This is a genomic window from Sanguibacter sp. HDW7 (assembly GCF_011300875.1).
GTDB lineage: Bacteria > Actinomycetota > Actinomycetes > Actinomycetales > Cellulomonadaceae > Flavimobilis.
Genome location: NZ_CP049862.1, coordinates 2,370,966 through 2,394,659 on the forward strand (window position 1 = coordinate 2,370,966; position 23,694 = coordinate 2,394,659).

Annotated in this window: 27 protein-coding genes; 10 read left to right on the plus strand and 17 right to left on the minus strand. The window is 71.7% G+C overall.

Annotated features, from left to right (window positions below; all coding sequences use genetic code 11):
- Positions 1 to 44 precede the first annotated feature (44 nt).
- Positions 45 to 542 carry an N-acetyltransferase gene (locus G7063_RS10805; protein WP_166414396.1) on the minus strand — a complete coding sequence of 166 codons (498 nt, stop codon included), beginning with the start codon at positions 540 to 542 and terminating at the stop codon, positions 45 to 47.
- Between the two features lie 97 nt (positions 543 to 639).
- Here G7063_RS10805 and G7063_RS10810 point away from each other — a divergent pair, with 97 nt between their 5' ends.
- Entirely contained in the window at positions 640 to 1,569 is a 930-nt protein-coding gene (locus tag G7063_RS10810; protein WP_166414397.1) for a patatin-like phospholipase family protein, read from the plus strand.
- A 35-nt stretch (positions 1,570 to 1,604) separates the two neighbouring features.
- On the opposite strand, the gene G7063_RS10815 is transcribed toward G7063_RS10810, so the two are convergent.
- From G7063_RS10815 to G7063_RS10825, 3 genes are all read right to left on the minus strand, one after another.
- The gene (locus tag G7063_RS10815; protein ID WP_166414398.1) at positions 1,605 to 2,666 is read right to left on the minus strand and encodes a tellurite resistance/C4-dicarboxylate transporter family protein; all 1,062 of its coding nucleotides are present in this window, start codon (positions 2,664 to 2,666) and stop codon (positions 1,605 to 1,607) included.
- On the minus strand, positions 2,663 to 3,145 hold the full coding sequence (locus G7063_RS10820) for an HIT family protein (RefSeq protein WP_166414399.1): 483 nt from the start codon (positions 3,143 to 3,145) through the stop codon (positions 2,663 to 2,665). The genes G7063_RS10815 and G7063_RS10820 overlap by 4 nt, the downstream gene beginning before the upstream one ends.
- A 78-nt stretch (positions 3,146 to 3,223) precedes the next feature.
- Positions 3,224 to 3,694 (minus strand): isoprenylcysteine carboxylmethyltransferase family protein, encoded by a 471-nt coding sequence (locus G7063_RS10825; protein WP_166414400.1) that lies wholly within the window; start codon positions 3,692 to 3,694, stop codon positions 3,224 to 3,226.
- Positions 3,695 to 3,816: 122 nt separating this feature from the next.
- Here G7063_RS10825 and G7063_RS10830 point away from each other — a divergent pair, with 122 nt between their 5' ends.
- The 3 genes from G7063_RS10830 (at position 3,817) to G7063_RS10840 (ending at position 6,248) form a co-directional block, all read left to right on the plus strand.
- Positions 3,817 to 4,962: a cytochrome P450 gene (locus G7063_RS10830; RefSeq protein WP_166414401.1), complete on the plus strand. Its 1,146-nt coding sequence runs from the start codon at positions 3,817 to 3,819 to the stop codon at positions 4,960 to 4,962.
- Positions 4,963 to 5,290: 328 nt separating this feature from the next.
- Positions 5,291 to 5,527 (plus strand): DUF2249 domain-containing protein, encoded by a 237-nt coding sequence (locus G7063_RS10835; RefSeq protein WP_166414402.1) that lies wholly within the window; start codon positions 5,291 to 5,293, stop codon positions 5,525 to 5,527.
- A gap of 91 nt (positions 5,528 to 5,618) precedes the next feature.
- Positions 5,619 to 6,248, plus strand: coding sequence for a maleylpyruvate isomerase family mycothiol-dependent enzyme (locus G7063_RS10840; RefSeq protein ID WP_166414403.1), 630 nt, complete (start codon positions 5,619 to 5,621; stop codon positions 6,246 to 6,248).
- Here G7063_RS10840 and G7063_RS10845 read toward each other — a convergent pair.
- Positions 6,245 to 6,730, minus strand: a complete 486-nt coding sequence (locus G7063_RS10845) for an acetyltransferase (protein ID WP_166414404.1) — start codon at positions 6,728 to 6,730, stop codon at positions 6,245 to 6,247. The genes G7063_RS10840 and G7063_RS10845 overlap by 4 nt on opposite strands.
- A gap of 131 nt (positions 6,731 to 6,861) precedes the next feature.
- Positions 6,862 to 8,973: an NAD(P)/FAD-dependent oxidoreductase gene (locus G7063_RS10850; RefSeq protein WP_166414405.1), complete on the minus strand. Its 2,112-nt coding sequence runs from the start codon at positions 8,971 to 8,973 to the stop codon at positions 6,862 to 6,864.
- A 292-nt stretch (positions 8,974 to 9,265) separates the two neighbouring features.
- Here G7063_RS10850 and G7063_RS10855 point away from each other — a divergent pair, with 292 nt between their 5' ends.
- Positions 9,266 to 9,700 (plus strand): hypothetical protein, encoded by a 435-nt coding sequence (locus tag G7063_RS10855; protein WP_166414406.1) that lies wholly within the window; start codon positions 9,266 to 9,268, stop codon positions 9,698 to 9,700.
- Between the two features lie 6 nt (positions 9,701 to 9,706).
- Positions 9,707 to 10,747, plus strand: a complete 1,041-nt coding sequence (locus G7063_RS10860; protein ID WP_240916043.1) for a tocopherol cyclase family protein — start codon at positions 9,707 to 9,709, stop codon at positions 10,745 to 10,747.
- 64 nt (positions 10,748 to 10,811) lie between these two features.
- On the opposite strand, the gene G7063_RS10865 is transcribed toward G7063_RS10860, so the two are convergent.
- Both G7063_RS10865 and G7063_RS10870 read right to left on the minus strand, forming a co-directional pair.
- The gene (locus G7063_RS10865) at positions 10,812 to 11,192 is read right to left on the minus strand and encodes a DUF86 domain-containing protein (protein ID WP_166414407.1); all 381 of its coding nucleotides are present in this window, start codon (positions 11,190 to 11,192) and stop codon (positions 10,812 to 10,814) included.
- Positions 11,189 to 11,632 carry a helix-turn-helix domain-containing protein gene (locus G7063_RS10870; protein WP_166414408.1) on the minus strand — a complete coding sequence of 148 codons (444 nt, stop codon included), beginning with the start codon at positions 11,630 to 11,632 and terminating at the stop codon, positions 11,189 to 11,191. The genes G7063_RS10865 and G7063_RS10870 overlap by 4 nt, the downstream gene beginning before the upstream one ends.
- Before the next feature lie 113 nt (positions 11,633 to 11,745).
- Here G7063_RS10870 and G7063_RS10875 point away from each other — a divergent pair, with 113 nt between their 5' ends.
- Entirely contained in the window at positions 11,746 to 12,039 is a 294-nt protein-coding gene (locus G7063_RS10875) for a DUF4287 domain-containing protein (RefSeq protein ID WP_166414409.1), read from the plus strand.
- A gap of 104 nt (positions 12,040 to 12,143) precedes the next feature.
- Here the strand turns inward: G7063_RS10875 and G7063_RS10880 are convergent, their stop codons facing one another.
- The 6 genes from G7063_RS10880 to G7063_RS10900 form a co-directional block, all read right to left on the minus strand.
- On the minus strand, positions 12,144 to 12,956 hold the full coding sequence (locus G7063_RS10880) for a GIY-YIG nuclease family protein (protein WP_166414410.1): 813 nt from the start codon (positions 12,954 to 12,956) through the stop codon (positions 12,144 to 12,146).
- Positions 12,957 to 13,173: 217 nt separating this feature from the next.
- Entirely contained in the window at positions 13,174 to 13,728 is a 555-nt protein-coding gene (locus tag G7063_RS10885) for a TetR/AcrR family transcriptional regulator (protein ID WP_166414411.1), read from the minus strand.
- Positions 13,715 to 15,241, minus strand: a complete 1,527-nt coding sequence (locus G7063_RS10890) for an MFS transporter (protein ID WP_166414412.1) — start codon at positions 15,239 to 15,241, stop codon at positions 13,715 to 13,717. Before G7063_RS10890 ends, G7063_RS10885 begins: the two co-directional genes overlap by 14 nt.
- A 109-nt stretch (positions 15,242 to 15,350) precedes the next feature.
- A complete protein-coding gene (locus tag G7063_RS10895) occupies positions 15,351 to 15,920 on the minus strand; it encodes an NADPH-dependent FMN reductase (protein WP_166414413.1) in 570 nt (189 codons plus the stop codon).
- On the minus strand, positions 15,917 to 16,051 hold the full coding sequence (locus G7063_RS15420; protein ID WP_255454220.1) for a hypothetical protein: 135 nt from the start codon (positions 16,049 to 16,051) through the stop codon (positions 15,917 to 15,919). Before G7063_RS15420 ends, G7063_RS10895 begins: the two co-directional genes overlap by 4 nt.
- Positions 16,048 to 16,701, minus strand: a complete 654-nt coding sequence (locus G7063_RS10900; RefSeq protein WP_166414414.1) for a DsbA family protein — start codon at positions 16,699 to 16,701, stop codon at positions 16,048 to 16,050. Before G7063_RS10900 ends, G7063_RS15420 begins: the two co-directional genes overlap by 4 nt.
- 79 nt (positions 16,702 to 16,780) lie before the next feature.
- On the opposite strand from G7063_RS10900, the gene G7063_RS10905 reads away from it, so the two are divergent.
- Positions 16,781 to 17,257: a MarR family winged helix-turn-helix transcriptional regulator gene (locus G7063_RS10905; RefSeq protein WP_166414415.1), complete on the plus strand. Its 477-nt coding sequence runs from the start codon at positions 16,781 to 16,783 to the stop codon at positions 17,255 to 17,257.
- A 49-nt stretch (positions 17,258 to 17,306) separates the two neighbouring features.
- Positions 17,307 to 17,894, plus strand: coding sequence for a GNAT family N-acetyltransferase (locus G7063_RS10910; protein ID WP_166414416.1), 588 nt, complete (start codon positions 17,307 to 17,309; stop codon positions 17,892 to 17,894).
- Positions 17,895 to 18,044: 150 nt separating this feature from the next.
- Here the strand turns inward: G7063_RS10910 and G7063_RS10920 are convergent, their stop codons facing one another.
- From G7063_RS10920 to ychF, 3 genes are all read right to left on the minus strand, one after another.
- On the minus strand, positions 18,045 to 18,449 hold the full coding sequence (locus G7063_RS10920) for a VOC family protein (protein WP_166414417.1): 405 nt from the start codon (positions 18,447 to 18,449) through the stop codon (positions 18,045 to 18,047).
- A gap of 182 nt (positions 18,450 to 18,631) precedes the next feature.
- Positions 18,632 to 19,033 (minus strand): hypothetical protein, encoded by a 402-nt coding sequence (locus G7063_RS10925; protein ID WP_166414418.1) that lies wholly within the window; start codon positions 19,031 to 19,033, stop codon positions 18,632 to 18,634.
- 154 nt (positions 19,034 to 19,187) lie between these two features.
- On the minus strand, positions 19,188 to 20,273 hold the full coding sequence (gene ychF, locus G7063_RS10930; protein ID WP_166414419.1) for a redox-regulated ATPase YchF: 1,086 nt from the start codon (positions 20,271 to 20,273) through the stop codon (positions 19,188 to 19,190).
- Between the two features lie 159 nt (positions 20,274 to 20,432).
- On the opposite strand from ychF, the gene G7063_RS10935 reads away from it, so the two are divergent.
- Positions 20,433 to 23,693: a TQXA domain-containing protein gene (locus tag G7063_RS10935; protein WP_166414420.1), complete on the plus strand. Its 3,261-nt coding sequence runs from the start codon at positions 20,433 to 20,435 to the stop codon at positions 23,691 to 23,693.
- The last annotated feature ends 1 nt before the right edge of the window (position 23,694 follow it).

A 23,694-nucleotide genomic window follows, 5' to 3' on the forward strand; every position in this document is an offset into this window, starting at 1 on the left:
GCGCGGGCCGACAGGCGCGGGCCGACAGGCGCGGGCCGACGGGCTCAGCCGAGCGGCTTCACCATGATGAGGCAGGGGGTGCCCTCGCCCCAGAGCTCGGTCTCCTCGAGCCCGAGGAAGCCCACGTGCTCGTAGAAGCGACGCGTGCGCGCGTAGAACTCGTCGGGGTGCGAGGCCCCGAGCGTCTTCACCTGGAGCAGCCGCACGCCGCGCCTGCGGGCGTCGTCCTCGATCGCGGCGACGAGCGCCGTCCCGGCCCCCGAACCCTGGTGCGCGCGGTCGACGACCATGAGGTGCAGCTCGGCTGCGTGCGCGAAGTGCCGCGAGACGAGCGCGACGGCGACGACGCCACCCACCTCGTCACGGACCGTCCACGTCTCCTTGGTCCGTGCGTCCTCGACGTACTCGGCGTTCGACTCGGGCCGGCCGAACCACTCCGGGACGGTGCCGAGCAGCCGCTCGACGTCGGCGGGGACGGTCCCGTCGAGCCGGGCCGTCCAGGCAGGGTGCGGATGCGAAGTGGTTGGTGCAGCGGAGGTCACGTCCCGAGGCTAGGCACCTCCAGGCGCCGCGTCACGGGGTTTTCCCGGACTCTCCGGCGCAGGATCTCTCGGCACGCGGCGGGTGGAGGATTGGTGCATGGAAAAGAACCTGGCGGTCGTGCTCGGCGGCGGCGGATCCACCGGCAACGCGTGGGAGGTCGGGATCCTCGCGGGTCTCGCGGAGGCGGGCCTCGACCTCGGGCGGCTCGCCGACACCGTCGTCGGGACGTCGGCCGGCGCGACCGCGGCCGCGCACCTGCGCAGCGACGTCCCGCCCGCCGACCAGCTCGCGGCCGTGCTCGCCGAGCAGGCACCGGCCATGCCCGCGGGCCGCGGACCCGGCGCCCCCGACCGCGCGCGGATGGACGCACACCTCGCACGCCTGCGCCAGATCGGAGCGGAGGCGACCTCCGCGCAGGAGCTCCAGCAGGCGCTCGGCCACCTCGCGCTCGAGCTCGACGATGTGCTCGCCGCGGGCGCCGCGCGCCGCCACGTGCTCGTCGCCTCCCGCCTTCCCGGCCCGGACTGGCCCGCACGCCACATGGCGGTCGTCGCGGTCGACGCGAGCACGGGCGACGTCGCCCTCATCGACAGCTCGTGGGGCGTGCCCCTCGCCGACGCGGTCACGGCGAGCACCGCGATGCCCGGCGGCTCCGCGACCCAGGAGATCGACGGCCGCCGCTACGTCGACGGAGGCGTGCGCTCGACCGAGAACGTGGACCTCGTGCTCGGCCACGCCCACGTCGTCGTCGTCTCGCCGCTGTGCGGACCCGACCTCTATCCCCGGCCCGCCCTGCCCGGCCAGTTCGAAGGGCTCCGCCGCGAGGACGCATGGGGGACGACGCTCGCGAGCCAGGTCGAGCTGCTGCGCGCCCACGGCGCCGAGGTCACGGTCCTCACGCCCGACGACGCCTCACGCGCCGCGATGGGCGACAGCCTCATGGATCTCGCCGCGCGCGTCCCGTCGGCCCGCGCGGGGCACGCGCAGGGGCTGCGGGAACGCGCACGCATCCCCTTCGGGCAGTGACCCGCTGACGCGACCGCACCGGCAGGGCGTCGTCGTCAGGCAGCCCCGCCCTGCTCCCCCGCGGCCGCGGCGCGGCCCCGCCACGTCACGAGCACGACGTGCCGGAGCATCGCGACGAGCACGACCGCCCACACGACGCACGCGATGCCCAGCGCGACCTTGCCGAGGGACTCCACGAGCGGCAGCCGGTCGACCCGGCCGACGTTGAGCGACGCGACCGCGAACATGCCGACAGGGAAGACGATCGACCACAGCGTCGGCACGTACACGAGCGGCACCCGGTGCACGACGTGCCGCCAGAACCCCGCGCCGACGAGCACGGGCACGAGCCACAGGCAGAAGGTCCAGAAGATCGCGACCGTCCCCGCGACGAGCGCGCGCGTCGCGTCGACCATGGGCGTCGAGCCCATCGCGACGATGTTGCTGCCCGCGACGACCGCGATCGCCATCGCGCCCATCGTCACCCAGTACGGCGGCTCGAACTCGCGCGGCGTGATGCCGTAGTGGACGATCCGCAGCAGCACGAGGATCCCGACGATCCCGTAGAGGGCGACGCCCACGGACCACGAGAGCACCGCGAGGATCCCCACCCAGGCCCGGCCCGTCGTGAGGTGCGGGTGGATGACCGTCAACGCGACCGCGAGCGACTGGCTCGCGACCGCCCAGATGAACCACGTGCCGTTCGTGCGCGCGAGGATGCGCTCGCCGTCGCGCGCCATGAGCACCTGCCACGGCAGCAGGTACCCGAAGACGAACCACAGCGCCGCACCGAGGAGGACGAGCGGCACCGCCACCGCGACGTAGCCCTCGAGGACGAGCCGCACCGCGAGGACATCGGTCGCCGCGACGATCGTGAAGAACGCGAACGCGGTCTCCGGGTTGCGCAGGTCGGTCCGCACCGCCTGCGGGTAGGCGACCGCGCGCCAGACGTAGAGGACCCACAGCACGACGTACGCGAGGGCCGCGATGACGAGCAGCACGCGCGAGACGGGCTCGAGCCCGACCTCGTGCAGGCCGACCGAGATGATGCCCGTGCCCATGACAAGTGCGAAGTAGCCCGGCGAGAGCCGCTCGATCTCGGGGTGGTGCCGGCTCATACCGTCGTCCCGCGGCGCAGCGCGTCGATCTCCGCGGCGAGGTCGGCCCGCAGCGCGTCGTGCTGCGGGCCGAGCGCGTGCGCCGGATCGCGCCAGTGGTCCGGCGTGTAGAGCCACACGGGCTTGCGGACGAGCGCCTCCGGCTCCCAGTCGAAGCGGGGCCACACGTGCGCGTGGAGGAACGCGTCGGCGTTGCCGAGGATCTCGACGTTGACCCGCCGGTAGGCGGGGTCGCGGCGCGCGCACACGTTCTCGACAGCCGTCGCGACGAGGTCGGTGTCGGCGAGGAACGCCACACGCTCCGCGCGCGGCAGGTCGCTCAGCCGGTCGACGCCGGGGACCTTCGTGAGCGCGAGGCTGTAGCCGGGCAGCCACTGCACGTCGCCGACGACGGCGAACGCCGCGTCGAGCTCCGCGAGGACGGTCGGGTTGCGGCCGTCGAGCGCGGCCCGGACCCTGTCGGTGCGCCAGTCGGTCATGATGCTCCCCGTCGTCCGAGGGCCGGGATCCCGGTCGTCAGGCTCCTACGCTACAGATCCCGGGCGCTCGCGTGCAGGTCAGGGCAGGCCGAGCCACCGCGGAGTCGTCGCGACGTACCGCTCGTACTCGGCGCCGAAGCGTTCGCGGAGCGCGGCCTCCTCAGCAGGGATCTGCAGCCTGTCGATCGCGGCGACGAAGCCGGCGACGGGCAGCAGCCCGCGCAGCGCGCGACGGTGCACGGCATGCGCGGCAAGCCCGAGCGCCAGCCCCACGTACATGGGGTTGCGCGTCACGCTGTTCGGCCCGTCGACGACGAGAGCCGTCCCACCGACGTTGACCGGGTTGACCGTCGTCCCCCTCGCACGGAACCGCACGACCGCTCCGAGCCCGAACCAGCCTGCACCCAGCACGAGGCCGCCGGCCAGCAGCGTCGTGGACCGGCGCGACGGACTCTTGCCCCGCAGCGCGAGCTGCGCACCGAACGCCGCCGCGGCGAGCGCGGCCGGAGGGATGCGGGGGGAGGACGGGGAGCTCTGCGTCGACGTCATCGTCCGAACCTACTCGGCGTCCGGCGATGCCTACCAGAGATCGGGGACGCGCAGGACGATCGCCGCGGTTTTGCACGGGGATCGCCGGTGCGGTGGCAGGCGTCCCTGCACATACTGGGGACATGTCCTTCCACGTCCCCGACGGTCTCGTCCCGGCAGGTCGTGACCTGCGCGCCTACACCGACGAGCTGCGCCCCGACCACCCGATCGTTCGCAACGACCGCGACGAATGGGTCCTCCTCAGCCACGACCTCGTGCGGCGGGCGGCGCTCGATGCGACGACGTTCTCGAGCGCTGCCTCGCGCTTCCGGCAGGTGCCCAACGGGCTCGACGGTGACGAGCACACGGGCTTCCGGGACGCGCTCGACCCGCTGCTGAGCGCGGAGTCGCTCGCGCGGCACGTGCCCGTTTTCGAGCGGGTCGCGACCGAGCTCGTCGCCCAGCTGCCGACGGGCGCGACGCTCGACGCGGTGGGTCAGATCGGCGCGGTGTTCGCCGTCCGCGCGCAGAGCGCGTGGCTCGGCTGGCCGTCGTCGGTCGAGGACCGCCTGCTCGCGTGGATCGGTGAGAACTACGCAGCGACCCGCTCGGGCAACCTCGCCCGCACGCGGCAGGTTGCCGAGGACTTCGACGAGATCATCCGCACCGTCCTCGCGGGCCGCAGCCCCGACGCGTCGGCGGACGCGGACGTCACCGACCAGCTGCTCGCCGTGACGATCGACGGCACGCCGCTCGACCATGACGACGTCGTCTCGGTGCTGCGCAACTGGACGGGCGGCGACCTCGGCTCGATCGCGCTGTGCACGGGCGTGCTCGTCCACGGCCTCGCCACCTCCCCCGCGCTCCAGGCACGCCTGCGCTCGGGCGTCTCGGACGCGGAGGTCGACGCGATCTGCGACGAGCTGCTGCGCCGCGACTCGCCGTTCATCGGCAACCGACGCGTGACGACCTGCCCCGTCGACCTCGACGGCGTGCAGATCCCGGCCGGGGCGAAGGTCAAGCTCCACTGGACGTCCGCGAACCGCGACGAGCAGGTGTTCGACGACCCAGACGTGCTCGACGCCGAGGGCAACGCGCCCCACAACCTCGTCTACGGCATCGGCAAGCACGTGTGCCCCGGCCGGACGCTCGCGACGATCGAGCTGCGCACGCTCGTGCGCGCGCTGCTCGCGGGGACCGAGACGCTCGAGCTCGCCCCGGACGCCGAGCCGGTGCGCGAGGTCGCGCCCGTCGGCGGCTGGGCGAGCGTCCCGGTCGTGCTCGGCTGACCTCGTCTCGGTCTGCGCCTCGGCACCGGCCGAGGAGCTCGCGCAGCCACATGTCGACCTCGCGCATCGTCGCGACGTCGAGCGGTCCTGCAGCCGGACTGCTCACGGGCTTCGGGCTCAGGCGTGGACGGGAGCGTCGCGAGCGACGGCCCGCCGAGGTGAGGGACGGTGTAGGGTCCAAGTTGCTACGGAATCACCTGTAGAAAATAGAGGAGGATGCTCCGGCGCCCGCAGCGGGACCCGACGCTCTCGTCCCGACGGGCGACGCGCGCCTGCGCACCCTGCGCGCGGACGCCGTCGCCCGAGCACCCGTCACCCAGGAGGACACATGATCAACGACCCGCAGCTCGACGTACGCAACGACGTGCCGCAGCGCCGCCACGAGCTGATCCTGCAGACCTACCACGACCTGCAGGCCGGCGCGGCGTTCGAGCTCGTCAACGACCACGACCCCAAGCCGCTCTGGTACCAGTTCGACGCCGAGTTCCCGGGCCAGTTCACGTGGGACTACCTCGAGCAGGGCCCCGAGGTCTGGCGCGTCCGCATCGGCCGCCCCGCCGCCTGAGCGACCGTGCGGGGGCCGGCCCTCGGCACCGGCCCCGCACCACCCTCCGCGCCCCCGCGCCAGGTGCTGACGTGCCTGACACACTGGGCGGATGGGTATGACCTGGCCCGACGTCTGGGCGCTCGTCCACACGGAACGACGCCTGCTCGCCGACGACCTCGCCGCGCTCGACGCAGCCGCATGGGACGTCCCGTCGCTCTGCGGCGGCTGGTCCGTGCACGACGTCGTCGCGCACCTCGTCGACACCGCGCACATGGGCAGGCGCGGGTTCGTCACGAGCATGGCGCGCGCCCGCGGCGACTTCGACCTCGCCAACGCTCACGGCGTCGCCCGCCACCGGCACGACGATCCCGCACGGACGCTCGACGCCCTGCGCGCGACGGTGGACCTCCGCAGGACGCCGCCCGCGCACCGCGCGACGCGCCTCGTCGAGGTGTTCGTCCACGGCGAGGATGTCCGTCGGCCGCTCGGCCTCGAAGGCCGCTACCCGCGTGCCGGCCTCTACGAGGCGATCGCCCACCAGCTCCGCACGCGGCGGCCCTTCGGCGGCGGGCGCGAGATCGCGGCAGGGCTCCGCCTCACTGACGGCACCACGTCGTGGGGAGAGGGCCCCGAGGTCGCGGGACGCACGATCGACCTGCTGCTCGTCGCGACCGGCCGGCACGTCGACCCCGGTCTCCTCGCGGGACCTGGCGCGTCGACGCTTGTCGCGCGCCTCTAGCGGTCCGTCACAGCGGGCGCGCCCGCGAGCCGCAGGTGGAGCAGCGGGTAGGGCCGGCCCTCGCCGTCGAGGGCGCTGCGCCCGACGACCTCGAAGCCGCGGTGCTCGTAGAAGCCCGCGGCCTGCGGGTTCTGCTCGTTGACGTCGACAGTGACGACACCGAGCTGCGTGACCGCGTGTTCGAGGAGCGCGCTCCCGACGCCCGTACCGCGCGCGTCGGCGGAGACGAAGAGCATCTCGAGGCTCGTCCCGTGGACGCCAGCGAACCCGACGACGGTGCCGTCGCGCTCGGCGACGCGCAGCTCGACGTGCGGGAAGTAGTCGGGCACGAGGTGCGCCGCGATATCGTCGCGGTCTGCCGGGGCGAGAAAGCCGTGCGTCGCGTCGACGGCACTGCGCCAGACCTCCAGGAGGCGCGGGAGCTCCTCCGGACCGCGCAGGCTGCGGATCACGATTGTCGTCGAGAGGTTCTCCTCGGTCATGGCGGCGGGCTCCTCGTCGTCGGTCGGAACTTCCCACGCTACCCGGGTCAGCGAGCTGTTTTCGAGGAGCTGCGGGCGGATCGCCCCGAGGTCCGGGCTCCCCCGGGGGGCCCGGACCTCGGCCGGGCTGCTCAGAGCGTCGTCGCAACCTTCCACGACGAGTGGATCGCCCCGTGGATGTAGTTGACCTCGCCCGCGTCGCCGACGACGTCGACGGACACACCCGCGTCACGCAGCGCGTCCGCGAGCGGCGACGCCGACGTCGTGCCCTCTGCGTACACGACCATGTCGGCGCGCGCCGTGCGCTGCTCGTCGCCCTCGGCGTACTCGACGACGTCCTTCGTGATGCGCGTGACCGTGACGTTGCGGTGGATGTCGACGCCGTGGTGCGTCGCGTCCTTCACGGCTGTCCAGCGGCGCGGCATCGCGAGCGGCAGGCCGAGCTGCTGCGCCTCGTGGAGGAGCGTCACCTTCTTGCCGCGCTCGGCGAGGAACTCCGAGAGCTCGAGCCCGACGAGCGAGCCACCGATGACGGTGACGTGCTTGGCCATCGGCAGGAAGATCTTCGTCGCCTCGCGGACGATCGTCGGGCTCTTCGTGAGCCCCGAGAGACGCCCGAGCTTGCCGACGGTCGCGAGGAATGCGCCCGCTTCCTCGGCGGTCGCGGTGCCGAGCATCATCGCGCGCATCGTGTCGCCCGTCTGCACGTTCGGCAGGTCGCCGCCCGGCAGGTCGGGCTTGGGGCGCACGGCGCCCGTCGCGACGATGACGTGGTCGGCCCGCAGCTCCCGGACGAGCTCGGGCGTCGCGACCGTGTTGAGGCGCACCGCGATCCGCAGGCGCTTGATCTCCGCCTTGAGCCAGCGCAGCAGGCGCTCGTTGTCGGGCGTCGTCATCGTCGAGAACCACATCGTGCCGCCCAGGCGATCGGACTTGTCGACGATCGTCACGCGGTGCCCGCGTTCGGTGAGGACGCGAGCGCTCTCCATGCCCGCAGGCCCCGCACCCACGACGACGACGTGCTTGGACGCCGACGCCGGACGCAGCGGCAGGATGGTCTCGTTGCCGAGCGCCGGGTTGACCGCGCAGAACGGGGTGTCGTCGAAGAAGTTCTCCGTGACGCACAGGTAGCAGTTGATGCAGGGGCGCACCTCGGCGGCGCGGCCCTCGCGGAGCTTCTTCGGCAGGTCCGGGTCGGCGAGGAGCTGCCGGCCCATGGCCGCGAAGTCGACCTTGCCCTCGGCGATCGCCTTCTCCGAGACCTCCGGCAGCATGCGGCCGACGGCGATGACGGGGATCGAGACGTGCTTCTTGATCTCCGCGGCGTTGTCGAGGTACGCGCCGACCTTGTTGGGCAGCGGGCCGTCGGTGAAGTTGTCGAACGGGTTGCGGCCCCAGCCGGTGACGTGGATGGCGTCGGCCCCGGCCTTCTCAAACATCGCCGACGCACGGCTCGACTCGGCGAGCGTGAGCCCGCCCTCCTGGCCGTACTCCTCGCCCGCGACGCGCACGAGCACCGCGAGACGGTCCCCCACGCGCTCCTTGACCGCCGAGATGACCTCGCACGCGAGGCGCGCACGGTTCTCGAGCGAGCCGCCGTACTGGTCGGTGCGCTTGTTGTCCCGCTGGTTGAGGAAGACGCCGAGGATGTAGCCGTGCGCGACGTGGATCTCGATCGCGTCGCAGCCGGCCTTCGCGACGCGCTCGGCGGCGTCGGCCCAGTCGACGACGAGCTTGTCGACGTCCTCCTGCGTCATCGCGTGGTACGTCGTCTGCTTGCCCGCCGTCGCGGCGCCCATCTTCGCGAGCTCCTCGGGCGTGCAGTCCGCGAGCGCCGCCATCGAATAGCTGTAGTCGGGCTGGTTGGGGGCGATGACCGGGCGGTCGTTCGCGGTGTCGACCCGGGCGACCTTGCCGTGGTGCGTCGACTGGATGCACAGCTTGGAGCCGGCGGCGTGGACGGCGTCGGCTAGCGCCTTGAGGCCCGGAATGAAGCGGTCCTCGGAGAGGCCCGGCTCCTTCATGGAGGCCGCGCCGTAGGGAAACGTGATGGCGCACGCTCCGGTGATGACGAGGCCTGCTCCGCCCGCGGCGCGTGCGACGTAGTGGTCGATCTCAGGCTGCTCGATCTCGCCGTGCTCGGACACGTTCATGTCCATCGCGGGGAGGCCGATGCGGTTCTCCAACCGCATCGGCCCGATCTCTCCAGGTGCCAGCAGATGGACGAACGATGCGCTACTCATTCTGCTATGGGGACGCCGTGTCAGATCCCGTCCTGGCCATTTCGAGAGTGGCGATGGCCACGGCGCCAGGGACCAACGTCCCACACCTCGTGGCCGACGCGCGCCCCCGGGGGCGGCGCGAGCCGAGCGGCCTGCACGCGGTTCTCAGCCATACACGCAGTTCTGGACGCGCGTGCACGACTGAGAACCGCGCGTAGGCGGGCCCGGTCGACGGATCGACAGGACCGCGGCGCGCGCGTGAGGATGGAGACCTGCCCGACGTCGGTGTCGGGCCCGACGCTTGGAGGAGCACATGGCCGACGCGAACGCAGGACTCTCGAAGGAGGAGCGCGACGCCGTCAAGCAGCGCGCCGCCGAGCTGCGCGCGCAGGAGAAGGCCGGCAAGAGCCGCGCCGCCGGCGAGAAGGCCGTGCGCGAGGCGATCGACGCGATGCCCGAGGCCGACCAGATCCTCGCCGAGGGCATCGACCGCATCGTCACCGAGGTCGCCCCGCACCTCATGCCGAAGACCTGGTACAGCTTCCCTGCGTACACCGACGCGGCCGGCAAGGTCGTCGTCTTCTTCAAGGCCGCCGCGAAGTACGAGTCGCGCTACGCGACCCTCGGCTTCGAGGAGGCCGCGCAGCTCGACGACGGTGCCATGTGGGTGACGTCCTTCGCCCTCACCGCCTGGACCGACGAGGTCGAGCAGCAGATCACGGACCTCGTCCGCCGAGCAGCGGGGTAGCACGCCGTGGGCCTGGCGTCGCGGTTCCGGGCCACGGGCGCCGACGCCCCGTTCGGCCACCCGACGCGGGCCCACCACGGCGTCGCGATGGAGGGCTACTTCTGGCGGTTCACCGACCGCTCGTCGGGACGCGTCGTCATCGCGCTGTGCGGCGCGAACGTCGGGCCGCGCGGGCCGTGGGCGACCATCGGTCTCGCGGCCTGGCCCGACGGCGTCGTCCGCACCGCTGCCGTCGACGGCGCGTGGACCGACTCGCGCGGGCTCGGCGTACGTGGCGGCGACGGCATGTTCACGGGCGACGACCGCCACGTGCACGTCGACCTCGGCCCGGGCGCGACGCTCGACGTCGAGCTTCACGACCTCGCACCCTGGCCGCGCCGCGCGCTCGGCGGCTCGAGCATCTTCCAGACGGTCCCGGGCCTCAACCAGTACTGGCACCCGTGGCTGCTCGGCGGACGGGCCACGGGCCGCGCGACCCTCGGCGACGCGACGTGGGAGCTGCGCGACGTCGACGTGTACGCGGAGAAGAACTGGGGGCGTGAGGGCTTCCCCGAGGCCTGGTGGTGGGGCCAGGCACAGGGCTTCGACGAACCAGGTGCGTGCGTCGCGTTCGCCGGCGGGATCGTCACGGCCGGACCGCTGCGGACCGAGGTGACTGCGCTCGTCGTGCGGCTACCCGACGGGCGCGTCGTGCGGCTCGGCGACCCCGTCGTCAGCCCGGTCCGTACCCGCACGAGCGACGAGAGCTGGCACCTGTCCGGGCGCGGCTACGGCTGGCGCATCCTCGTCGAGGCGTCCGCGCCTCTCGACCACGCGTTCGTCCTGCCCGTGCCGCTGCCGAGCGAGCACCGCAACGTCCCGGGCGACCTCGAGCACCTCGTCGGCGACCTCACCATCACCGTCTCCCGGCACGGCCGCCACGTCTGGACGGGACTCACGACGCTCGCCGCGCTCGAGCACGGCGGGCTCGACCGCGCGCAGCAGGAGCTGCGCCGCCGCGGCCTCGACCCGACGACGCCGTCGGCACCCGGTGCGGCACGGGGCTGACAAGCGCGTCGCTCGCCCGCGCGTCGCGCGTAGGCGTTCTGCACGGCGGTCGCCGCCGTCGGGTTCATGCGTCGCTCGCCCGCGCCGCATCCCCTGCCACGATCAGTGCGATGCGCGACCGGATGAAGGGGAGGTCGGCGACGAGGGTGTCCCAGACCGCGTCCTTGTCGGTGCCCTCATAGTGATGCGCGAGCCGGTCACGCATGCGCTTGATGAGCGACCAGGGAACCTCCGGGTAGCGGGAGGTCGTCGCGTCGCTCAGGCGGGCGACGTTCTCACCGATCCTCATGACGAGCGACTCGGCCGCCATCCCCGGGACGTCGTCCGGGTCGCCTCGGTACCACTCCTCGCCGCGCGCGACGAGACGCGCACCCAGGTCGCACAGACGCACGATCTCCGCGAGGGCTCGGCCGTCGCGGTCGGTCGCGGGATCGCGGTCGGTCACAGCGCGACCGCGGTCCGGACGATCTCGTGGTCTGCGCTCAGGCCTCCGTCGGTGACGACGTCGACCTCGACGCCGAGCAGCTCGCTCGCCTCCGCCGCGAAGGCCGCGACGGTGAGCAGCCCGACGCCCGGCGGACGCGCGACGAGGAGGTCCAGGTCGCTGCCGGGACGATCGCTGCCCCGCGCAGCCGAGCCGAAGACACGGACGTTCCCGAACCCGTACCTGTCCGCGAGACTGACGAGGTCGGCGCGACGAGCCGCTAGCGCCTCGTGCGGCAACGGCCGTGCGGCGTCGACAAGGCGCGCAAACATCTCTTCCGAGAGGCTGCGTCGCCCCGACTCGTAGGCGGCGATGTTGGGCTGCGCGACACCGGACCGCCGAGACAGCTCGGACTGGCTGAGGCCCGCGGCCTCGCGCAGCGATCGGACCCGGTTGACCATGCGTCGACCATATCGCGCGATATACCCGCGTGCACGGTGTGGTCGCGGCCCGCGGCGTACGCTGCAGGAGTGCGGCCGGAGCTGCACGTCGCTCGCGACGACGGGAGAGTCGGATGTCCTTCCAGGCGTACCTGGACACCATCGAGAAGAAGACGGGACTGACTCCCCGCCAGCTTGTCGACATCGCGCACGACAAGGGCCTCGACCAGCCCGGGATCAAGGCAGGCGAGATCCTCGCGTGGCTCAAGGACGACTACGACCTGGGCCGCGGGCACGGCATGGCGCTCGTCCACGTCATCCAGAAGGGCCCGACGATCAGCACGAAGCACGTCGGCACGGACGGCGTCCATCGGGACGAGTCGGAGACGCTCTGGCTCGACGGGGTCGCGACGAAGCCCTCGGCCTAGTTCCGGGTCGTCTGTTGGTGGTTCCCGCACACGATCCGTGTGCAGGAACCCCAGCAGCGGTCACACGGCTGCGGCGGGGCGACGATCTCGTCCTCCAGCAGGGCTCAGGCTCCGTTGAGCCCGTGCACCACTGTGTCGAGCGCATGCTTGAAGTGGCTCTCTGCCGCGTTGATGACGGGGGTCGGGGCGGCGGGGTCGAAGACCCTGAGCAGCGAGAAGCGGAACGACGACGGATCGCGCACCATCAGTCGGACGTTGCCACCGTGACCGTCGGCCGCGTACGTGGCCCAGCGCTGGCAGATGTTCTCTTCACCGTCAGCCTTGCCGACGTAGTGGCGCCCGTCGCGCGTGTCGGTGATGAGGTAGATGCCGCGGACCGACGCGAGGGCCGTGCGCCACGCGGCGTACTGCGGCTCCCGCATCACTGCCTGAAGTTGTGCATATTCGAGCCTCAGCTGGTCGAACCCGGGGAACGGGACGGGCCTCGCGTCCGCGATCTCCACGACCGGGTAGCTCGCTGCCGTCAGGCCGGTGAGCCGCCACGCGCGCGGCGAGCGCCAGCCGATGACGAGCCGGTTCCGCAGCTCCGCAAGGTGGTCGGAGACGACGAGGTCGAACGTCCGGAGCACGCCGTCGTCCGAGAGCTCACCGCGGTTCTCGAGGACGGACCAGAGGCGTGCTCGATCGCCTCCTTCGCGGATGAAGACGACCCACAGGCGTGGTGGGACTGCCGGGAACCTTCCAGGTGCGGCCGACTGCCGGAGCCTGTAGGAGAGGATCTCGTCGTCGGTCGAGTCCGCGTGGAGACCAGGAAGACCAAGATCCTCGTGCTCGCGTACGAAGGCGTGGCGGATCGCCTGCGTGTCGGCGGGGTCGATCCCGTCGTTGCGGAGGATCGCGTCGAGCGTGAGCGCCATCCGAGGCTCCGTTCCCTGAGTCGCCGCGCCCGACCCTGTGTGGGCGCACGTCCTGCGCGGCCGATCGTAGTGGAACGCCGTGGCGCGGACGCCGCGGGCTCGTAGTGCATCGGCCGCGCCCCGACCCGACGGCCCCGCGACGCCGGGCTCGACGAGGTTCACGCGTGCAGACCTCCAAGCCCCGAAGCTCGACGCACCAGATGCCACCCAGGGACGGTCAGCCGGCGAGCTCGAGAAGCCGCGCGCGGGCGAGAGCCCTCTCCCCCGCGGTGACGTACGGGGTCTCGTGCGAAGCAGCCAACCCCTCTGCGGCGAGGCGCAGCACGAGCGACGTCGCCTCGTCGATCCCGTCTGCAGCGAACTCCGCCCGCCACTCGGCGGCGTCACGCTCGAGCAGCGCGCCGATCGGTTGGTCCATGCCCAGCATGAGTAGGTACGCCGTCGGGGAGTAAAGGTCCCGCACCACGGCGCTGTCCGAGGTCATCGCCCGGATGTAGCCGCGCAGGAGCATTCCGGGCCGGTTCTCCGACGGGTCGACGTGCGCGTGCACCTCCGCGCGCAGGCGTTCGGCGATGTCGGCGAGCAGCGCGTCCTCGAGCTCATTCTTGCTGGCGAAGTGGTGGGTCAGTGCGCCCTTCGACACGCCCGCCTCCTTCGCGATGTCCGCGAGGCTGACACCGCTGCCGCGGGCGGCGATCATCGTCGCGGCCGCGTCGATGATCGCCCGACGCGTGCGGGCCTTGTCGCGCGTGGCCGGCTCAGTGCGCTCCATGCGAGACATCCTCCGTGACCTTCGGCGAGGGGATGGTCCGCCACGCGATGAGGGCGGCCACGAGCAGCAGCCCGGCGGCGATGTACGCGGTCACCTGCATGCCGTGGGTGAACGCGTGCTGCGCGATCGCTAGGAGGTCCCCGTCTGCCGGGCCCAGCACGCCTGCCGCGCTCGCGAGGGAGTCCTCCATCGCTGCTCGGGCCTCCGGTGCGGTGCCCTCGGGGATCTGCAGGCCGTTGCGGTACATCGCCACCTGCAGCGATCCCAGGACGCCGATGCCCAGCGCGATGCCCAGCTCGTAGGCCGTCTCGGCGATCGACGACGCCGCGCCGGCTCGCGCGGGCGGCGCGCTCGAGACGACGGCATCGGTCGACAGGGTCGCCGACAGCCCGGTGCCGAGGCCGATGACAGCGAGGCCGAGCCCGGTTCCGACGAAGCTCGTGAGCTCGGCGGTCAGCCCGACCGTGACGAGCCCGACCGCCCCGACGAGCAGTCCCACCGCGATCGCCCGGCCACGGCCGAGCCTCGACAGCGCGACCCCGACGACCGCCACGACCGCGAGCGACGCGATCGTCGCCGGAAGCTCGGCCAGGCCCGCCCAGAACGGCGAGTAGCCGCGGACCAGCTGCAGGTACTGCGAGAAGAAGAACAGGAGGCCGAAGAACGCGAAGATCGCCAGCGCGTTCGAGGCCACGGCACCGCTGAACGCGGGGATCTTGAACAGGGACACGTCGACCAGAGGAGTTGCGAGTCGCCGCTGGCGGCGGACGAAGAGCCAGCCGGCGACCAGCCCGAGGGCAGCTGCAGCGAACACGGTCCAGTCCACCGCGCTGCCGACGGCCTGCTTGACGGAGTAGACGATCGGGACGATGGCCAGGACCGACAGGGCTGCGGAGAGGAGGTCGATGCGTCCGGCGTCCGGGTTCTTCGACTCCGGCAGGAGCCACGCCCCGAGGACGATGATCAGCGCGATCACCGGGACGTTGATGAGGAACACCGAGCCCCACCAGAAGACTTCGAGCAGCGCGCCGCCGACGAGCGGTCCGATGGCGCCGCCGGCCATCGCGCCGGCGGACCAGATCGCGATGGCCTTCGTCCGCTGGATCGGGTCGTGGAAGAGGTTGCGGATGATCGACAGGGTGGACGGCATGATGGTCGCGCCCGCGAACCCGAGCAGCGCGCGGGACGCGATGAGGACCTCGGCCGACGGTGCGAACGCCGCCATGAGCGAGGCGATCCCGAACCCGACGCTGCCGAGGAGCAGCAGGCGTTTGCGCCCGATGCGATCGGCGAGGTTGCCCATGGTGACGAGGAGTCCGGCGAGGACGAACGAGTAGATGTCGCCGACCCACAGGATCTGCGTCGCGGTCGGCGCGAGGTCGGCGACCATCGCGGGGACAGCGAGGTAGAGCACCGTCCCGTCGATCGCGAGGAGGGTGACGGCAAGGATGAGGACGCCGAGGGCGAACCACTCGCGACGGCCGGCTCGGGCGGGGGTAGGAGTCTGGTGCACCGGGTCAGCCTAACAAACCATTTGGTTCGTTAGGCTGACCCGGTGCAGTCGCACCGTCCCGCGCACGCCGCACCCCAGCGCTGCCGGGGCACGCCGCACTGGCGAGAGGTCACGCTGCGACGCGGGTGGCCTCCAGGGCCTTGGTCCACTTCTCGACCTGGCCGAGCATGCCGTCGATCGCGTTCGCGTGCACCGGCGACGGGGTGAACACAGCCATGTTCTCGAAGTCGGTGAAGAGGTTGAACGCGGGCTGCTGGGTGACCACGGCGACCTGCAGGGTCGAGAGCACGTCACGGAGCGCGGCCGCAGCGATCTGGCCGCCTGAGGAGCCGTAGCTGACGATCGCGGCCGCCTTGTCGTTCCACTCTCCGTAGAGGTAGTCGATGGCGTTCTTCAGCCCGGAGGTGATGCCGCGGTTGTACTCGGCGACGATGAAGACGAAGCCGTCGAAGCCGGCGACGGCCTCTGCCCACGGGTAGACCTCCGGGGTCTCGTGGTTGCCGCCGTTCAGAACGGTCGGGATCGACTCGTTGTAGAACGGAAGGTCGAAGTCGGCGATGTCGAGAACCTCGTACTCGAATCCCTCGCGCCCGCTGGCGATGGAATGGATGTACTGGGCGACCTGGGGGTTGACGCGGCCGGGGCGCGTGCTCCCGGTGACGATGGCGATGCGGGTCATGTGGCGATGCACTCTTCTTCCTGGGTGGTGCTCGTGGTGGGGACTGCGGGGATCAGGCAGCCGTCGGGGCCGCAGAGGTCGTCGCTCTCGGCGCCGACGAGCGTGAGGATCGGCTGGATCGGGCGGATCATGTGGCGCTCGCCCCCCGCTCCGCCCAGGCCGTCTCGAGCGCGTCGACGATGACGTCGACCTTCTGCGCCCCGGAGAGGCCGTACTTGCGGTCGATGACGAGGAACGGCACGCCGCGCGATCCGAGTGCGACGGCCTCTGCGTGGTCGCCCTCGACCTGCGCGCGATACTCGCGCGCCTCGAGCGAGCGACGCGCCTCGGCACTGTCGAGCCCGAGGCGCTCCGCGAAGGGCACCAGGTCGTCGATCGACCAGATGGGCGCCCTGTCGCCGAAGTGGGCATGGAAGAGGAGGCTCCAGGCCTCGTTCTGCCTCCCCTGCGCGGACGCCCAGGCGAGGAACTCGTGCGTGAGAGTCGTGTTGCCGATCTCGTTGTCCGTGACGTGATACTCCGCGAGACCTACCTCGCGGGCGAGCTGTTGCAGCGGCGCGACCATCTCGTCGGCCATCGCCTTCGTGATGCCACGCGCCGCGCTCATGTAGTCGACGAAGTCGACGCCTTCACCCTCCTGGAGCTCCGGCAGCAGCCGGAAGGACCGGTGCGTGAACTCCAGCCCCTCGCGGTCCCCGAAGATCTCGAGCGCGCGCTTCATCCGCTCGTCGGCGATCCCGCACCAGGAGCAGACGATGTCTTCCCACAGTTCTACCTTCACGATGTCCTCTCACCTAAGATCGTCTTGCGTCAGACGATCCTAACATGGACGGTCCTGGGCGAGAGGGTACGCTGGTGGCATGCTCCCCGACGTCGACCTCGAATCGCAGCCGCTCAAGCCCTGCGCCGCCGTGGACGACCCCTTCTCCAGCGACCTGACCTGGCTCATGCATCGCGCGCTCAAGGTGCTGTCCGACGACTTCGACGCCGCCTGCCGGGACAACGGCCTTCGCGACATGCGCGACACCCTCGTGCTGGCGACCGCGGCCGACGGCACTCCCCGCACCCAGATCGAGATCGCCAACACCCTGGGGCTCGACAAGTCGACCCTGATGTCGATCGTCGACCGGCTGGAGAACGAAGGCCTCATGGTGCGCGAGGCCGATCCCTCCAACCGACGCATCCGCATCCCCCGGACCACCCCTGAGGGTCAGGCAGTGCTGGACCGCGCGCTGGCGGGCCGGGACAAGGCCGTGAGCACGACGCTGGCGACCTTCCAGCCGGACGACGTGACGGCACTGCGCACGCTGCTGTGGCAGATCGCCACCGCTCAATAGCTCGACTCGAGCACGGTGGGCCCCGAGCCCGAAAGGTTGGTGCACTTCGGTGAACACATCGCACGTCATCAAGCCGCTCACCACCGAGACCTTCCCGGCCTGGCTCGCCCTCGCGAACAAGCACAACGGGGTGTGGGGCGGTTGCTACTGCTCCTACTTCCATGGGGACACCGAGCTCACGACCAAGCAGGAGTGCGACGGGCCGACCTTCAAGCAGCGCCTCGTCGCCGAGGGAGTCGCCCACGCCGCGCTCGTCCTCGACGGCGACGACGCGATCGCCTGGTGCGAGTACGGCAGCCCGCTCGAGCTGCCGAACATCTATCACCGCAAGCAGTACGACGCCGGAGAGACCCGGCCAGCGCCGTGGCGCATCACCTGCTTCTTCGTCGACCGCGACCACCGACGCTCAGGGGTGGCCCGAGAGGCACTGGACGGTGCGCTCGGTCTCATCGCGCAGGCAGGCGGCGGCGAGGCCGTCTCGTTCCCCAACGAGCTGGTCCCGGGCAAGCGGACGTCGTCCTCGTTCCTGCACTACGGCACGCGGACGATGTTCGAGAAGGCCGGGTTCACGTTCGAGCGCCATATCGGGAAGAGCAAGACCGTGATGCGCAAGATGATCGAACCTGCCGGCGGCTGAGCCGGCTTGCGCTGGCGGGTGGCGAGCGTGTTCGTCCCCACGCCAGGGTCGCGCTACAAGACCCCGTACCGCTGGGGCCCTCGAACAGACGGGCGACGGCGGGCAGCGCCCACCGAGCGCCGACGGCGTCAAGGGCCGCGGCGAGGTCGTTCACCCCTGCGCTGCGGCGTCCGGCTTCATCCAGAACGGCGAGTAGTGATAGCCGTCGAGATCGTCGAACTGGCGCTGATACATGAACGGGTAGTCGTCGGTGTCGCCGACCCGCCCGCCCGCCGCGGCGGCGCGCTCGACGAGCGCATCTACCGCCTCGCGGCTGTCCAGGTCGAACGAGACGGTGACCTTCGAGGGCGTGCCCGACCCGCCGACGAGGGCCTCGGTGCCGCCGACGCTCGCGTACATCTCGCGGCTGCCGAGCATGACGTACTGCTCGGGGGCGATCGCGAAGCACGCCGCACCCGGTCCGGACATCTCAGGGTTGAGCGTCCAGCCGAGGGACGTGTAGAAGGCGGTCGCGCATTCGACGCTCTCGACGGGGCAGGTGATGAAGAGGCTCATGGCCTCACCTTTGCGGGGTGGAGGCGGGCGGTCCACGGTGGTTCCACGGTCGGGTGATGGTGTCCGATCCCGACCCGCCGCCAGCGTCAGATGGAGACCGCGCCCCTGTGGCGTGGTGCGGCAGACCCCTGCAGCTCTTCGCGCCTACGAGTGAACGGACCGAGCCACTAGGGGTTCTGAGATCACTCGTCGACCTCGGAGGCATCCTGAACGTGGCTGGAGAGTAGGTCGAGCTGCTCCGTGACGTCGAACGCGAACCAATGCGCATCGAGCTCGTCCCAGAACCGTTCGTCCGCCTCGGCGAGCTCCTGTGACGGGCCGTCCGGCCGCATGCGCACGTACTCAGCATGGGCACGCTTCACGAGAGCCGCGACAGGCTCGAGCCCCAGAAGCTGGTACGCTGCCACGCCCGCTTCGAGGTCACTGACACAGCCGCTGGCGAGGCAGTTCTCGATGGCTCCGACGAGCCCCGCGTTGTCGGCACCACCCGCAAAGCTCAGCGCGGCACCGTAGGCCCTGAAGCGCTCCGAGACACTGTCGTCCCGATCGACGTATGCGTCGATCGCCGCCTGCTGGATGTCCATCCTGCTCCCTCGCACAACTGATCCGCGGGTCTGCGCCTGTCTCCTGCCGCGCATTTCGGTCAGATCCTATTGTGCAGGAACAGGCCGTTTTGTCGAGCGTCCCTCGTCGCGCGGCGCCCGAGGCGATGGTCGAGGAACGGCTCAGATGCCCCGATCAGACGTTGAACCGGAACTCCACCACGTCGCCGTCCTGCATGACGTAGTCCTTGCCCTCGATCCGCGCCTTGCCCGCGGACCGGGCAGCAGCGACGGACCCGGCCTCGACGAGGTCCTCGAAGCCGATGACCTCGGCCTTGATGAAGCCGCGCTCGAAGTCGGTGTGGATGACGCCCGCGGCCTGCGGGGCGGTCCAGCCCCGACGGATCGTCCAGGCGCGCGACTCCTTGGGGCCGGCCGTGAGGTACGTCTGCAGGCCGAGGGTGTGGAAACCGACCTGCGCGAGCTGGTCGAGGCCGGACTCGTCCTGGCCGTTCTCGGCGAGCATCTCGGCGGCCTCGTCCTCGTCGAGCTCGACGAGCTCGGACTCGAACTTCGCGTCGAGGAAGATCGCGTCGGCGGGCGCGACGAGCTCGCGGAGCTCGGCCTGCATGGCCTCGTCGGCGAGGCCCTCGTCGTCGGTGTTGAAGACGTAGATGAACGGCTTGGCCGTCATGAGCTGCAGCGAGGCGATCTCGGCGAGGTCGAGCTTCTCGGACGCGGCAGCGGAGAAGAGGGTGCGACCAGACTCGAGGATGGCCTGCGCCTTGAGCGCGGCGGCGAGGAGCGTCGCATCGCCCTTCTTGATCTTCACCTCCTTCTCCATGCGCGGGACCGCCTTCTCGAGGGTCTGGAGGTCCGCGAGCACGAGCTCGGTGTTGATCGTCTCGATGTCGTCCTTGGGAGAGACCTTGCCGTCGACGTGCACGACGTCGGGGTCCGCGAACGCGCGGGTCACCTGGCAGATCGCGTCGGCCTCACGGATGTTCGCGAGGAACTTGTTGCCGAGGCCCTCGCCCTCGGACGCTCCGCGCACGATGCCGGCGATGTCGACGAACGACACGGTCGCGGGCAGGATGCGCTCGGAGCCGAAGATGCCCGCGAGCACCTTGAGGCGCTCGTCCGGCAGCGGCACGACGCCGACGTTGGGCTCGATCGTCGCGAACGGGTAGTTCGCGGCGAGCACCTGGGCGCGCGTCAGAGCGTTGAACAGGGTCGACTTGCCGACGTTGGGAAGACCGGCGATTCCGATAGTGAGGGCCACGGGCACACAGTCTACGGGGGATCGGCGGGACACCGGCCAGCCGCCAGCGGCGCAGCCACGACGCGCGCTCCGGTGCGCACGGAAGCCCACGCGTCTCGCCTGTCGAGACCCTGCTACGTGGGCACCCCCGCCGGACCTCGCATTCTCTAGCGTTTTGGTATGGAAACCTCGAGGACCGCCCCGGCACGCTCCCGCACACACGCACGACGGCACCTCGCCACGTGCGCGAGCGCCCTGCTCGTCGGCATCCTCACCGCCGCACCCGTCGCCGTCGCACCCGGCGCCGGCGCCGCCCCCGGCGATCGCGCCACGCTCTACGCGAGCGGCATCACGGCAGGCACGCCCGTGCGCCTCGTCGGCGAGACCGTCGACCGTCCCACCGCGAGCTATGGCCTCACCGGCGCACCGGCGGGGACCAGTTCCGACGGCTACAGCCTCGACGCGTCAGCCGTCGCACCGACCGGCACGACGACCTACACCGAGCACACGTGGGCCGACGGCGCGTCGACCGGAGCCGTCGCCGCCGAGGGTGCCGTCGAGAAGATCCTCACGTCGTCCTTCCCCCGCGTCAGCGCGACGGCCCTCGGCACCGCCGCGGGAGCCGGCACGCCCGCCCTCACCGAGGCGAAGGCTCGTGCCGCGACCCAGGCGGCCCTCTGGTACGTCACGGGCGGCCCCGCGCTCGACACGACGCGCCGCCCCGACCTCGCGAGCGTCACCACCGCGGACGGCACGACGAGCGCGCCCGGGCACGACCCCGCGAACCTCCTGCCCGATGCCGTCACCCCCGGCTGGACCGCGGGCGAGCCGGGAACCGCGACCCTCACGCTGAGGATCAACGCGACGCTCACTCCCGCCGCCCTCGAGATCACCTCGACCGACGGCGACGCCGCAGCCGCGCCCCGCGTCCTGCAGCTCCTGCGCTGGAACACGACAACCTCGACGTGGGCCTCCCTCGGTTCACGCACCCTGTCCGGCACGGGCGGCGGCGCCACGAGCGAGTTCCCCGGCGGCACCCGCACCGTCCGCACATGGACCGGGAACTGGGCCTCGACGGGCTACGGCGCGTCCGACACCTACCAGCTCAAGGTCACCGCGAAGGACCCGTCCCGAGCCGTCGAGCTCGGCGGAGTGCGGCTCCTCGCGACGCCCGAGCACGTCAACGACTCCCAGGTCGTCGCCGCCTACCGCTACCTCGTCGCTGCGGCCCGGGGCGCGACACCGTCGCAGTCCGCCGAACCGGCTGTGGCGCTCAAGGGCCGCGAGCGCTCAGCGGTCGCACCGGGTGAGCCGGTCGGCCCGTTCACAGTCGTCTCCGACCTCCCCGTGACGCTCACGCTCGGCGGCGACGACCGCGCCACTACCCGCATCGTCGACGGCTCGGGCACGACGGTCGCGGGCTCCGTCGAGCCCGGCACCCAGGTGTGGCTCGTCGACGCGCGCACCGTGCCGCTCGACGCCACGGTGACGCTCACCGCGACGACGGCGTCGGTGACGACGACGAACGCGGTCGTGCGCAAGGGAGTGACGTCCGACGCCTCCGCGCGTGCCCCGCTGAGCGGGCTGCGCACCGTGACGCGCTCGGCGACGACGACGTTCCCCGTCGCATGGACGCTCGACGCCGGCGCGGGGACCGACATCGACCTCGCCGGCGGCGCGACGACCCGCGCCTTCACGTACCGCTACCCGCTCGAGGCCTCCGCGACCGAGTCGACGGTCATCTGGTCCGACGGCACGACCTCACCGACAGATCTCTTCCGCGTCTCCGCGACCGACGGCTCGAGCGCCGACGCCTACTCGGTCGACCTCACGCGCAACCGGCTCATCGGCGAGAACCGACGGTACACAGAGACGGACTGGGTCGAGGGCGGCAACCCTGCGGCCCACGACAACGAGGCCGAGATCGCCTGGATCCTCGCCCACTCCTATCCGCGCGTGAGCACGTCGACCCTCTCCGACCGGCTGCGCACCGCCGACCCGTCCTTCGGCACCGCGAACGTCCGCACGTGGAACGCGATCGCCGCGACACAGGCGGCACTCTGGCACTTCTCCGACGACGCGCGCCTCGACACGACACGGCTCGGCGTCCCACGGACCGTCACCGCGGACTCGACGGGCGCGGGCGACGCGGCCGACCTCGTGAGCAGCGACCCCGCCGCAGGGTGGCGAGGCACGTCCGAGACCGCCGCACTGACGATCACGCTCCCCTACCGGACCCGCCTCACGAGCTACACGGTGACGACCCTCGAGGGCGGCAGCGCGGGCTCCGCGCCCGCCGTGTGGCGGCTCCAGCGCTCGACGACCGGGGCCGACGGCACCTGGGTCGACGTCTCGACCTCGAGCGTCTCGCTCAGCGGGTCCGACAGGTTCCCCGGCGGGGAGGCCCGCAGCCGCACGCAGAACCTCGGCTCGTCGGCGACCTACGGCGACGGCACGGGCTACCGCTTCTACCGGCTGCTCGTCACCGCCACGGGCGACGGCTCCCCCGTCGAGCTCGGCTCCGTGCGCTTCGGCACCCCCGTCCCCTCGGTCAACGAGCCACAGGTGCTCGCGCTCTACGAGCACCTCGTCGCGGGCGCGAACGCCGCGGCGACGGGCTACCTCGCGCCCGACCCGACCGTCGACGTCGTCGTGCCCGCCGCGGCGACGGTCGCGCACGACGGCCGCGTCGGCCCCTTCAGCCTCGAGGGCTCGCGCGCCCGTGTCGTCGCGACCGCGGACGGCGGCCGCCTCGGCGTCGGGATCATCGACGCCGACGGCAGGCCCGTCGGACCCGACCTCGCGGCCGGGACCAGCTTCTACCTCACGCCCGGAGACCTCGCGGGCAGGGAGCGCTACGACGGGGCGGACGTCTCCGTGTCGCTCGAGATCACGGGCACATACCGCGACAGGCTCGCGGCACGTGCGCTCACGACGTCCGACGGGACGCGCGAGACCCTCGTCGTCCTCGGGGTCTCGTCGGCACGCGCGACGACGAGCTCGACGGCGGCGTGGCGCGTGGCCCCGTCCACGACGCAGGTGCCGACGCCGACCGCGAGTCCCACCGCGACGCAGGTGCCGACGCCGACCGCGAGTCCCACCGCGACGCTCGCGCCGAGCCCCACCCCGACGCACGTGCCCGAGCCCACGCACACGGCCACCGCAGAGCCGACAGCGACGGCCACGCCGGTGCCGACCGCGACCCCCGCGCCCGCGCCCGCGCCCGCGACGACACCAGCCGGGTCGGACGACCCTGCCACCCCGGACCCGACCACGCCCGCAGACCCGACGACCACCGCGACTCCAACCACGACGGAGGCCGACGCGCTGCCCGTCTCGGGAAGTTCGACGACCCCGCTCGCCGTCCTCACGGCGGCACTCCTGGGAGCCGGCGCGACCGTGGTCCTCACGGCGCGGCGCCGGACGTCACGCACCGGCTGAG